This is a genomic window from Halomonas sp. A29 (genome assembly GCF_046723295.1).
Classification (GTDB): domain Bacteria; phylum Pseudomonadota; class Gammaproteobacteria; order Pseudomonadales; family Halomonadaceae; genus Halomonas.
Genome location: NZ_JAXQPR010000008.1, coordinates 222,133 through 234,222 on the forward strand (window position 1 = coordinate 222,133; position 12,090 = coordinate 234,222).

General features: G+C 66.1%; 10 protein-coding genes. 7 read left to right on the forward strand and 3 right to left on the reverse strand.

Going from position 1 to position 12,090, the window contains the following annotated elements; genetic code table 11:
- Nucleotides 1–41: 41 nt before the first annotated feature.
- The 3 genes from SPH52_RS17125 to SPH52_RS17135 all read right to left on the reverse strand — a co-directional run bounded on the left by SPH52_RS17125 (nt 42) and on the right by SPH52_RS17135 (nt 4,156).
- Nucleotides 42–1,193, reverse strand: a complete 1,152-nt coding sequence (locus SPH52_RS17125) for a fumarylacetoacetate hydrolase family protein (protein ID WP_411796263.1) — start codon at nt 1,191–1,193, stop codon at nt 42–44.
- Nucleotides 1,194–1,196: 3 nt separating this feature from the next.
- On the reverse strand, nt 1,197–2,789 hold the full coding sequence (locus SPH52_RS17130; protein ID WP_411796264.1) for an aldehyde dehydrogenase (NADP(+)): 1,593 nt from the start codon (nt 2,787–2,789) through the stop codon (nt 1,197–1,199).
- 161 nt (nt 2,790–2,950) lie between these two features.
- Nucleotides 2,951–4,156: an ROK family protein gene (locus SPH52_RS17135; RefSeq protein ID WP_411796265.1), complete on the reverse strand. Its 1,206-nt coding sequence runs from the start codon at nt 4,154–4,156 to the stop codon at nt 2,951–2,953.
- A 340-nt stretch (nt 4,157–4,496) separates the two neighbouring features.
- Between SPH52_RS17135 and SPH52_RS17140 the strand changes: the two genes are divergently transcribed.
- The 7 genes from SPH52_RS17140 (at nt 4,497) to SPH52_RS17170 (ending at nt 12,045) form a co-directional block, all read left to right on the forward strand.
- On the forward strand, nt 4,497–5,267 hold the full coding sequence (locus SPH52_RS17140) for an SDR family NAD(P)-dependent oxidoreductase (protein WP_411796266.1): 771 nt from the start codon (nt 4,497–4,499) through the stop codon (nt 5,265–5,267).
- A gap of 64 nt (nt 5,268–5,331) precedes the next feature.
- Nucleotides 5,332–6,624, forward strand: coding sequence for an ABC transporter substrate-binding protein (locus tag SPH52_RS17145; protein WP_411796267.1), 1,293 nt, complete (start codon nt 5,332–5,334; stop codon nt 6,622–6,624).
- A 66-nt stretch (nt 6,625–6,690) separates the two neighbouring features.
- Nucleotides 6,691–7,623, forward strand: a complete 933-nt coding sequence (locus SPH52_RS17150) for a carbohydrate ABC transporter permease (protein WP_411796268.1) — start codon at nt 6,691–6,693, stop codon at nt 7,621–7,623.
- Nucleotides 7,620–8,450: a carbohydrate ABC transporter permease gene (locus SPH52_RS17155; RefSeq protein ID WP_411796269.1), complete on the forward strand. Its 831-nt coding sequence runs from the start codon at nt 7,620–7,622 to the stop codon at nt 8,448–8,450. Before SPH52_RS17150 ends, SPH52_RS17155 begins: the two co-directional genes overlap by 4 nt.
- 5 nt (nt 8,451–8,455) lie before the next feature.
- A complete protein-coding gene (locus tag SPH52_RS17160) occupies nt 8,456–10,060 on the forward strand; it encodes a glycoside hydrolase family 43 protein (RefSeq protein WP_411796270.1) in 1,605 nt (534 codons plus the stop codon).
- Nucleotides 10,061–10,111: 51 nt separating this feature from the next.
- On the forward strand, nt 10,112–11,152 hold the full coding sequence (locus SPH52_RS17165; protein WP_411796271.1) for an ABC transporter ATP-binding protein: 1,041 nt from the start codon (nt 10,112–10,114) through the stop codon (nt 11,150–11,152).
- Between the two features lie 20 nt (nt 11,153–11,172).
- Nucleotides 11,173–12,045 (forward strand): aldose 1-epimerase, encoded by an 873-nt coding sequence (locus SPH52_RS17170; RefSeq protein WP_411796272.1) that lies wholly within the window; start codon nt 11,173–11,175, stop codon nt 12,043–12,045.
- Nucleotides 12,046–12,090: the final 45 nt, after the last annotated feature.

The window sequence follows — 12,090 nt, forward strand, 5'->3', positions numbered from 1 at the left end:
AATGCCGCCTTGTCGTTGCGCAGCCTCTTGTCGGACGAAGCCTAGCGGCGATGGGCTCGCCACTGGCGTATACCGAAGGTCCACGGTGGCAGCTTGTCGGAGCGGTCGACGCGGTTGACCAGTGCACCCAGTGCCGGCGTGGCGATGGTGACGCTGTCGCCGATATGGTGGGTGAAGCCCTGGCCTTCGCCGTCACGATCCTGGATCGGCGAGAACATGGTGCCGAGGAATAGCATGAAGCCATCCGGGTACTGGTGATGCGCGCCGACGGTCTGGCGCACCAGGTTCAGCGGGTCGCGGCTGATCTCGCGCATGTCGCTCTCGCCTTCGAGCAGGAAGCCGTCGTCCTCGCCCTCGATGCGCAGCGTCACGTGGGCCTGACGCACGCTGTCCAGCGTGAAGCTCTCGTCGAACAGCCGAATGAATGGACCGATGGAGCAGGAGGCGTTGTTGTCCTTGGCCTTGCCCAGCAGCAGGGCGCTGCGGCCCTCGACATCGCGCAGGTTGACGTCGTTGCCCAGCGTGGCTCCCTTGGGTTCGCCTTGGGCATCCACCGCCAGCACGATTTCGGGCTCGGGGTTGTTCCATTTCGAGGTCGGATGCAGGCCGACGCGGGCGCCGAAACCCACTGACGAGAACGGCTGCGCCTTGGTGAACACTTCGGCATCGGGGCCGAGGCCCACCTCCATGTACTGTGACCAGGCGCCGCGGGCTTGCAGCGCCGCCTTGAGCGCCATGGCCTCGTCGGAGCCCGGTGCGATACGCGAAAGATCCTGGCCGATCACCTCGTTGAGTTCGGCACGCAGCTGGCTGGCCTTTGCTGCATCGCCGCCGGCCTGCTCCTCGATCACTCGCTCCAGCAGGCTCACGGCAAAGGTGACGCCGCAGGCCTTGATCGCCTGCACGTCGCAGGGGGCGAGCAGGTAGGGCGCTCGCTGCGGCTCGGCCAGGGAGTTCTGCAGCAGGGTGGCAACAGGGCCCAGCGATTCGCCTTCGGTGCCACGCGCGAAGGCGGCGGCATCGTCGCGGTCGAGCAGGTCGGCCATGCAATCGCACTGGGCGGAAATGTCGATCACCTCCCCTCGGCGTACCACCACCAAGGCCGGACCGTCGTCACGCCATACGCGGCCCACCAGTAGGGCCTGCTCTACATCCCGGGGAAGGTAAGCGGTAGTTTCGTTATCGTCGTTCACGTCTCATGCCTCGCGTTTGCCATCGACCAACCGTGACACACTCCAGGGGTTGCCGTCACGCAGCGGCTCGGGCAGCAGGCCCTCGGGCAGCAGGCCCTCGGGCAGGGCCTGGTAGCACACCGGGCGCAGGAAGCGGAAGATCGCCGCGCTGCCCACCGAGGTGGTACGGCTGTCGGAGGTGGCCGGGTAGGGCCCGCCGTGAACCATGGCGTGACACACCTCGACCCCGGTGGGCCAGCCGTTGGCCAGAATCCGGCCCGCCTTGCGCTCGAGGATCGGCAGCAGTTGTTTCGCTGCGTCCAGGTCGCCGTCGTCCATCTGCAGGGTGGCGGTGAGCTGGCCTTCGAGCTGGCCGGCTACGCGCTTCACGTCCTCCAGGTCGGCGCACTCGATCACCAGCGAGGTGGCGCCGAACACCTCTTCCTGCAGCTCGGGATCAGAGAGAAACGCCTCGGCTGCGGTGACGTAGAGCCCCGCCTGGCAGGCATGGGCCGACTCGCCCACCTGGCCGCGGGCCGCTTCCCTGACCTTGCTGTTACTCGCCAGCCGGCCCACGCCCTGCTCGTAGGCGGCGTGGATGCCCGGGGTGAGCATGGTCTGGGCGCCACTCTGCTTCACCGCATCCGCCGCGGCCTCGATGAAGGCGGAAAGCGCGGGACCCTTCACCGCGATCACCAGGCCGGGGTTGGTGCAGAACTGCCCGGCGCCCATGTTGAGCGAGGCGACGAAGCCCTCGGCGAGCTGGGCACCGCGTGCCTTGAGGGCCTCGGGCAGCAGGAACACCGGGTTGATCGAACTCATCTCGGCGTAGACCGGGATCGGCTGCGGGCGCGATTGGGCGGTCTTCATCAGCGCCGTGCCACCGCCGCGGGAGCCGGTGAAGCCCACCGCCTGGATGCGCGGGTCACTGACCAGCGCCTGGCCGATCTCGCTGCCCGAGCCGAACAGCAGCGAGAACACCCCTTCGGGCAGGCCGCGCTTCTCCACCGCCTGCTGTACCGCACGGCCGACCAGCTCCGAGGTACCGGGGTGGGCGGAGTGGCCCTTGACGATCACCGGGCAGCCGGCGGCCAGCGCCGAGGCGGTATCGCCGCCGGCCACCGAGAAGGCCAGCGGGAAGTTCGAGGCACCGAACACCGCCACCGGGCCGAGCGGAATGTGGCGCTGGCGCAGGTCGGCGCGGGGCAGCGGCTGACGCTCGGGCAGGGCCGGGTCGATACGCAGATCGAGAAATTCGCCGGCACGCACCACGGAAGCGAACAGACGCAACTGGCCGCAGGTACGGCCGCGCTCGCCCTCGAGACGTGCCTGGGGCAGGCCGGTCTCGGCCATGGCGCGCTCGATCAATGCGTCGCCGATGGCTTCGATCTCGGAGGCGACCGTCTCGAGAAACGCCGCACGCTGCTCCAGCGTGGTCTCGCGGTAGCTGGCGAAGGCCGCCTCGGCCAGCTCACAGGCGCGCTCGACCTCGGCGGCAGTGCCGCCCCTATAGGTGGGCTCGAGAGTCTCGCCGGTGGCGGGGTTGACGCCATTGATGGGCTTGGAACTGCCGCTGACGGCCTCGCGGCCGATCAGCATCTTGCCTTCCAGGGTCATGTGGGGCTCCTGCGGTTGTTGTCGATTAGGGGCTCGGACCGACGGGCGCACTTCCAGAGACGCCCGTGGGACATCCTGCGTGAGACAGTCACTAAGTTCAATTTCTTTACTTACCTGTCGATATCGACTTTGGTCGACAAGGCGGGCGGCGGTGAGTCGGGCTAATCCAGGTCGCTGGGGCCATGGATGATGCTGGCCAGGACCTGTGCCGCCGCGCCACGCGCGGCGACGAAGGTGGAGTCCTGGATCACCCGCAGTGGAACCTGCTGGGTCGTGCCGAGCAGGCGGCTCTGGTTGGCCTTGAAGTAGTCGAGGGCAGGGTCCAGCAGTGAGGCGCCGAGCTGGATCAGCGAGCCGCCGAGCACGATTTCAGAAGGATTCTGGGTATGGTGCAGATTGAGCAGCAGGATGCCCAGCGCCTCGCCGGCCCGGCGCAGCGTGACCTGTACGTCGGGCTCGTTCAGGCGGGGCAGCAGGGCCTCGATGAGGTCCTCCTCCTCGGCGATGCCCAGTGCGGCGCGGATCGACCAGCCGCTGACCAGCGTTTCGGCACAGCCGCGATTGCCGCAGTGGCAGTAGAGCCCCCCGGGCTGCAGCACGGTGTGGCCGATTTCTCCGGCCAGCCCGTGGATGCCGCGGGCGACCAGGGGCAGGTGGCTGCCTTCGACCATGCCGCTGCCTATCCCGGTACCGGCGCTGACGTACATCAGCGATTCGGGGATGTTACCGGTGCGGAAGTAGAGCTCGCCGAAGGCGGCCGCCTTGGCCTCGTTGTCCATCAGCCAAGTGCCTTCCAGTCGTGAGAGGTGAGGGCGCAGCAGGTCGAGGAAGCGGATGTCGCGCCAGCCCAGGTTGGGCGCCAGGCGCAGTACGGGCTTGCCGGGCGCGATGGGGCCGGGGAGGGCGACCCCCAGCCCCAGGCAGCGGCGGTTGCCGTCCAGGTGAGTGCGCATCAACCCTTGCAACAGCTCGGCGAGCAGTTCGGCGGTGACCTCCGGCGTGGTCGGCACGAGGTGTTCGTGGTGCGATTCGAGCACCTGGCCCGAGAGGGTGCAGGCCACCAGGCGCAGGCCGTGCACGCCCACCTCGGCACCGAACAGCACGTGGCGCTCGTCGTTGAGGTGCAAGGCGCGCCCGGGGCGGCCGCCACTGCTCTTCTGCAGCTCGCCCTCGCGCAGCCAGCCCTGGTGCAGCAGCGACTGCACGCCGGCGCCCACGGTGGCCTTGGTCAATTGCGCCTGGATGGCGATGTCGGCGCGGGTCAGCCCCGGGGTGCGGCGCACCAGTTCGAGGATGGCACTGCGATTGAGCCGCTTGAGGAAGTGGAGATCGCCCGCCTTGTGCTGCTGCTGGTAGCTGGTTGACATAGAGGAACGAGGCCTTGCAGTCCGCACACCGGAGGTGCAGCGGAGAAAAACGGATGAAGCCGGACGCCTTGGTATCGCGTTTCGATGATGCCATTCGACGAAGGGGCGCGCGAGGGCTTCGCCTCGGCATTCCTGGCACGTGTATCGTAGTTGGTTCCAAGATTAAACGAATTGCTTTACGTCGGCCACGCTGGAAGAAAGCCTTGAATGCTAACATCCAAAGGTAGATGGGCATGATTTGGAAGGACAAATAGACATCATCGACTAACGTCTCATTGCCGCTTTTTGATGAGGTGTTCACTCTCCAGTTAGTAAATAGATAAAACTAAGTGGAGAAAGCATGAACAACGACGCGGCGCGTTACCCCAGCCTCGACGAGCGAGTGGTCTTCATCACCGGTGGCGGCAGCGGCATCGGAGCCGCGCTGACCCGGGCTTTTCACCTGCAGGGTGCCCGAGTCGCTTTCGTCGACATCGACGATGCCGCGAGCCAGGCGCTGGTGGAAGCGCTGCAGGCAGAGACGGGGCGGGCGCCGCGCTATCGCCGCTGCGACATTCGCAACGTCGAGGCCCTGCAATCGGCCATTGCCGAGGTGGGCCGCGAGCTGGGTCCCATCCATACCCTGGTCAACAACGCCGCCAACGACGATCGCCACACCTGGCAGGAGGTCGACGTCGCCTATTGGGACGAGCGCATGTCGCTCAACCTTCGGCCGATGTTCTTTGCCGCCCAGGCGGCGGCGCTCCAGATGATCGAGGCCGGTGGCGGAGCGATCATCAACTTCGGCTCGATCAGCGTGCAGATGGCCATTGCCGAACTGTCGACCTACGTCACGGCCAAGGCTGCCGTGCATGGGCTGACACGCAGCCTGGCCCGTGACCTGGGGCGATACAACATTCGCGTCAATACCCTGGTGCCCGGCTCGATCCTGACCGAGCGTCAGTTGCAGAAATGGATCGGCCCCGAGGAGGAGGCGTCGATCCAGGCCCATCAGTGCCTGAAGCTGCGCCTGGAACCCCAACACATTGCTCCTGCCGTGCTGTTCCTGGCCAGTGCCGAGAGTGCGGCCATCACCGGACAGGAACTCGTCGTGGACGGCGGCTGGGGCTGAATCGCAGAACGTTCATCAACAGCGAGGTGCATTCATGCGCTTACAACACAACAAGGAGATCGCCATGCACACTTTCGAACAACGACTGCCCAGGCCACTGCACGCCAAGCGCTGGTTGGCGGCGACGGTTGCCCTTGCCTCCGGCCTGGCAGCGTTTGCCGCGGCGGCCGATACCACCGTACGGGTGCTGCGGGTCGAGATCAGCGATGTCGAGAAGCAGTACTACGCCGACATCGTCGCCGAGTACGAGGCGCAGAACCCGGGCGTCAACGTGGTCTTCGAATACATCGCCAACGAGGCCTACAAGACGCGCTTGCCGACCCTGCTGCAGTCCAACCAGCGCCCCGACATCTTCTACAGCTGGGGTGGCGAGGGGCTGCGCGATCAGGTCGAGGCCGGCTTCGTGCGCGACCTCACCGAAGCGATGCAGGACGGTTGGCAGGATCTCTATCCCGAGTCGGCAGTGCGCGCCTTCACGCTCGACGATCGTGTCTATGGCGCGCCGCTGTATGCCACCGTGGTGGGCTTTTGGGCCAACACCGCGTTGACCGAGCAGGCCGGGGTCGATATCGAGGCCATCGAGACCTGGGAGGATCTGGAGCAGGCCGTGATCGCCCTGCGCGAAAGCGGCATCACCCCCGCCGTGGTGGGCGGCCAGGATGGCTGGCCGATGCACTTCTACTGGGGCTACCTGGCCACGCGGCTGGCCGGCGGCGAGGGCATCGAGGCGGCCAAGGAGGGCGAGAACGGCGGCTTCGAGGGTGAGCCCTTCGTGCGCGCCGGCGAGCTGCTGCAGTCGTTCGTCGAACTCAACCCCTTCCAGTCGGGCTTCATGGCGACTTCCTACGAGCGTGCCAGCGCCATGTTCGGCGACGGCGAGGCGGCCCTGCACCTGATGGGCGACTGGGACTACATCCCTTCCAAGGAGCGCTCGATGACGGGCGAGGGCGTGCCCGACGAGGACCTCGAGTTCATTCGCTTTCCCCGGGTGGACGATGGCGCCGGCAACGATGACAGCTTCGGTGGCATGAATGGCTTCGCCGTGACTCGCGACGCCTCCGACGAGGCGGTGGATTTCCTGCGCTTCCTGCTCAACGAGGAGAACCAGCGCGAGGCGGCACGGCTCGGCATCTTCGTGCCGGTGGCCCATGGCTCCGAGGAAGAGCTCGACACGTCCTATGCGCGCAAGGTCGCCGAGATCCTCAGCGAGTCGAACTTCCACCAGGTGTTCCTCGACCAGGCGCTGGGTACCTCGGTAGGCGCCACGGTCAATGACATCAGCGGTGACCTGGCCCAAGGCGAGATCACACCGGAAGAGGCGGCCGCCCAGGTCGAAGAGGCCTGGATGTTCCGCTGAATCGATGAGTATGCCCGGCGCCGCGCTTTCGCGGTGCCGGGACCTGTTCTCTGAATGGATGCTTTCATGAGTACCCTGACCCGACCCGTCGTGCACAAGAGAAGCAATGCCGATCGCTTCCGGCAAGGGCTGGCCAGCGGCAAGTTCACCGCCGTGCTGATCCTGCTGCCGCCGGCGCTGATCCTGTTCTCGCTGTTCGTGATCCTGCCGCTGGCCGACGCGGCCTACTACAGCGCCTTCTCGTGGAACGGTTACGGCGCGCCGACCAACTTCGTCGGCACCCAGAACTACGAGCGTCTGCTCGACCACTCGGTGTTCCACACCGCACTGTGGAACACCGCCAAGCTGATTCTCGTCTCGCTGATCATCCAGATGCCACTGGCGCTGGGCCTGGCGCTGCTGGTGTATCGCAAGACGCCAACCAATACACTGTTCCGCTTGGTGTTCTTCCTGCCTTATATTCTTGCCGAAGTGGCGGCGGGGCTGATCTGGAGCTTCGTCTTCGACGGCGACTACGGCATCACCGCCTTCATGTTCCAGGCCCTCGGGCAGGAGTCGGTCTACGTGCTGGCCGACCGTCAGTGGGCCTTCCCGGCAATCATGACGGTGATCGTGTGGAAGTACTTCGGCTTTCACATGATGATCTACATCGCCGCCCTGCAGAGCGTACCCAAGGACCTGATCGAGGCGGCCAAGCTGGAGGGTGCCAAGCCGCGCCAGGTGGCGCTGTTCGTGCAGATCCCGCTGATCAAGCACGCCATCGTGGTGAGCGGCTTCTTCGCCATCATCGGCTCGCTGCAGATCTTCGACATCATCATCCCGATGACCAACGGTGGTCCCTCCAACTCCACCCATACCATCGTTACCTACCTCTATACCTTCGGCCTGTCGCGGCTGAACATCGGCTTCGGTAGCGCCGCCGCCGTGTTGCTGTTCGTGCTCGCCATCGGCATCGCGCTGTTCTACCAGCGCGCCACGACGAAGGAGGAGCGGGCATGAGCGGCGCCACTACTACCCGCAACACGCTGCGCGTCATCGTGCTGATCCTGGTGGCCAGCCTGGTCATCGGCCCGCTGCTGGCCTCCTTCTTCGGCGGCTTCAAGAGCAACGCCGAACTGCGCACCAATCCGCTGGGCCTGCCGGACACCTGGAACGCGGAGAACTACATCGCGATCTTCCTCGACGGCAACTTCTGGCGCTACATGGGCAACTCGTTCCTCATCTCGTCGATGACGGTACTGCTGACCCTGGTGGTGGGCGCGGCGGCGGCCTACGTGTTCTCGCAGATCCGCTTCTTCGGCTCGAAGATGATCCTCTCCTACCTGCTGCTGGGGCTGATGTTCCCCTTCGCCGCGGCGATCCTGCCGCTGTTCATCAAGGTACGCGACCTGGGGCTGCTGGATACCTACTGGGCGGTGATCCTGCCGCAGACCGCCTTCGGCCTGTCATTGGCGATCCTGCTGTTCAAGGCGTTCTTCGACCAGTTGCCCAAGGAGCTGTTCGAGGCCGCTTACGTCGATGGCTGCAGCTACCTTCGCTTCTTCTGGTCGTTCACCCTGCCGCTGTCGACGCCGATCCTGGCCACGGTGGGCGTGTTCGTCTTCGTGCAGAGCTGGAACAACTTCCTGCTGCCGCTGGTGGTGCTCAACGACCGCTCCATCTACACCTGGCCGCTGGGCATGATGCAGTTCCAGGGCGAGTACCTGACCCAGTGGAACATGATCCTGGCGTTCGTGACGCTGACCATTACGCCGGCGGTGATCTTCTTCCTCGCCGCGCAGAAATACATCGTGGCCGGGCTGACCGGCGGCTCCGTCAAGGGATGACTCCGATGACCGATACCCTTCGCAACCCGATACTCGCCGGCTTCAACCCCGACCCCTCGATCTGTCGGGTCGGCGAGGACTACTACATCGCCACCTCCACCTTCGAGTGGTATCCGGGCGTGCAGATCCACCATTCGCGGGACCTGGCCAACTGGCAACTCGTGCACCGTCCGCTGGCCCGGGCCGCCCAGCTCGACATGCGCGGCAATCCCGATTCCTGCGGTATCTGGGCGCCGTGCCTGACCCATGCCGATGGCCTGTTCTGGCTGATCTACACCGACATGAAGCGCTACGAGGGCAACTTCAAGGACGGCCATAACTACCTGGTCACTGCGCCCGCCATCGAGGGGCCCTGGAGCGATCCGGTGTATCTCAACTCCAGCGGCTTCGACCCGTCGCTGTTCCACGATGAGGACGGTCGCAAGTGGCTGGTCAACCTCAAGTGGGACTATCGCCAGCGCGAAGGGGGCGACCGCTTCGGCGGCATCCTGCTGCAGGAGTACGACGTCGAGCGTAGGCAACTGGTCGGCCCGATCCGCAACATCTTTGCCGGCACCGGAATGAAGCTCACCGAAGGGCCGCACCTCTACCGCCGCGACGGCTGGTACCACCTGCTGGTGGCCGAGGGCGGCACCGGCTACGACCATGCCGTGACCATGGCGCGATCGCGCGAGATCGCCGGCCCCTATGAGGTGCACCCGGACAACCCGGTGCTGACCACGCGCCAAGACCCGGACAACCCGCTGCAGCGCGCCGGTCATGCCGACCTGGTGGAAACGCCCGATGGCGAAACCTGGATGGTGCACCTGTGCAGCCGCCCGCTGCCCGGCACGCGCCGTTCGCCGCTGGGGCGCGAGACGGCGATACAGAAGGTGGAGTGGGGTGAAGATGGCTGGCTGCGCCTGGCTCACGGCGGCAGCTCCCCGGCGTTGGAGATCTCCATGTCTGGCGTGATGCAGCGAGCCTCGACCGAGGAAGAGCGCTACACATTCGGATCCGGCGAGCTGCCGGCGGCGTTCCAGTGGCTGCGCACGCCCGAGCCCGAGCGGTTGTTCTCGCTGAGCGAGCGCCCCGGCTTCCTGCGCCTCTTCGGCCGCGAGTCGGTGGGCTCGTGGTTCGAGCAGGCACTGGTGGCGCGGCGTCAGGACAGCTGGCACTGCAGCGCCGAGACCGAGCTCGAGTTCGTACCAGACGACATCCAGCAGTTCGCCGGGCTGATCGCCTACTACAACCGCTTCAAGTTCCACTACCTGGCGGTGAGCCTGAATGACAGCGGTGACAAGGTGCTCAGCGTGATGAGCTGTCACGACGAGTGGCCGAGCGGGCGGCTCGACATCGCCGAGGGCGGCGTGGCGCTCGAGCCTGGCCTGCCAGTGCGTCTCGGCCTCGACATTCGCGAGCGCGAGCTGCAGTTCCGTTTCGCCCAGGGCAGTGCCGGGTGGCAGCCGATCGGCCCGGTGCTGGACGCCGGGCTGCTGTCGGACGAGGGCAGCGATCGCGCCCACGGCTACTTCACCGGTAACTTCCTGGGCATGGCGGCCCACGACATCAGCGGGCGAGCCACGCCAGCGGACTTTGCCGAGTTTCGCTACCGCCGCAACGCCCGCTGACCCGATTTTTCGCCTACGACAAACACAACCGGCGCCAAGACGAGACATGCTATGGCTGACGTAACCCTGGTCGACATCGAGAAGACCTTCCGTGGCAAGACCACGGTCATCCCCAACCTCAATCTGCACATCGAGGACGGCTCCTTCACCGTGCTGGTGGGCCCCTCCGGCTGCGGCAAGTCGACCCTGCTGCGCATGATCGCCGGGCTCGAGACGGTGACTCGCGGCTCCATCTCCATCGGCGGGCGCGACGTGACCACCGCCGAGCCCAGCGAGCGCAACATCGCCATGGTGTTCCAGTCCTACGCGCTCTATCCCCACATGACGGTGGCGCACAACATCGACTTCGGCATGCGCCTGGCCAAGGTGCCCGCCGAGGAGCGCAAGGCCAAGGTGGCCGAGGCGGCACGCCTGCTCAACCTGGAAGAGCTGCTCGAGCGCAAGCCGGCCGAACTCTCCGGCGGCCAGCGCCAGCGCGTGGCCATTGGTCGCGCCATCGTGCGCAACCCCGGCGTGTTCCTGTTCGACGAGCCGCTCTCCAACCTCGACGCCGCGCTGCGTAACCGCATGCGCGTGGAACTGGCCGAGCTGCACCAGCGGCTCGACGCCACCATGGTCTACGTCACTCACGATCAGGTCGAGGCGATGACCCTGGCCGACTGCATCGTGGTGATGAATGCCGGACGGATAGAGCAGGTGGGAACGCCGATGGCGCTCTACCAGCGGCCCGAGACGCTGTTCGTGGCCGGCTTCATCGGCTCGCCCAAGATGAACCTGATCGAAGGCGAGGTAGCCAAGGCCTACGGCGCCGCCACGCTCGGCATTCGCCCGGAGCACCTTGAGGTGAGCAGCGAGGCGGGGGAGTGGCAGACCCGCGTGCGGGTCGTCGAGATGCTCGGCGCCGACGCCTTCGCCTATGTCGACAGCGACGCCACCGGTCCGCTGATCGTGCGCCTGCCCGGCGATGCCGAGGTACGCAGCGGCGACGTGCTCAACCTGACGCCCCGTCACGAGCTGCTGCATGGCTTCGATACCGACGGCCAGCGCCTGCCGGAGGAAGCCCTGGCCCGGTCCCGGGTCAGCATGGCCTGAGCCGTGAACGAGCGAACGTCATGACGATGACACTCGACAACGGCGAGCTGCGCCTTGTGGTCAACCCGCAAGTCGGGGGCTCAGTGGTGCGCTTCGACAGGCTTACCGAGTGCGGCCCTGAACCGCTGATGCGCCCGGGCAGCGAGGACGAATGCGACCCCAACCGGCTGGCCATGTACCCGCTGGTGCCGTGGTCCAACCGCATCGGCGGGGGCGGCTTCGCCTGGCGCGGCCGTCATTATTCACTGGCAGCCAATCTGCCCGGCGAGCCTTTGCCGATCCACGGCGACGGCTGGCAACAGGCCTGGCAGGTGGAGGAGCAAGGCGATACGTGGCTGCGGCTCGGCCTGCGCTCCCGCGAACAGCCGCCTTTCGTCTATCGGGCGGAGCTGACCTACCGCCTGGAGGAAGCTGCGCTCGAGGTCACCCTCGCCGTGACCCATCTGGGGGAGAGTTCTGCCCCCTACGGCCTGGGCCTGCACCCCTGGTTTCCGCGCAGCGCCGAGGTAACAGTCGAAGCCGCTGCCGAGGGCGTGTGGGAGGTCGATGCCGCCCAACTGCCGACCGAGTGGCGCCGACTTTCACCCAGCGAGCCCTGGGACTTTTCCCGTGGTGCGGCACTTCCCACAGGCAAGATCGACAATCTCTTCACCGGCTGGAACGGCCGGGCCGTGCTGCGCTGGCCTGAGCGTGGCATGGCGCTCGAAGTGAGAGCCGACAGCTCGCGCTACCTGGTGTTCTCGCCGAACGCTCAGGCTGACTTCTTCTGCTTCGAGCCGGTCTCCCACGAGGTCGACGCGCACCGCGGCGATCCGCAGCGCCAAGGTCTGGTCGAGCTGGGCACCGAGGAAAGTCTTTCGATGCGTTGCCGTTTCCGCTGTCTCGCCAGCTAAATCCACCCGTTGATACCAAGGAGCCATCCACCCGTCACACCACAA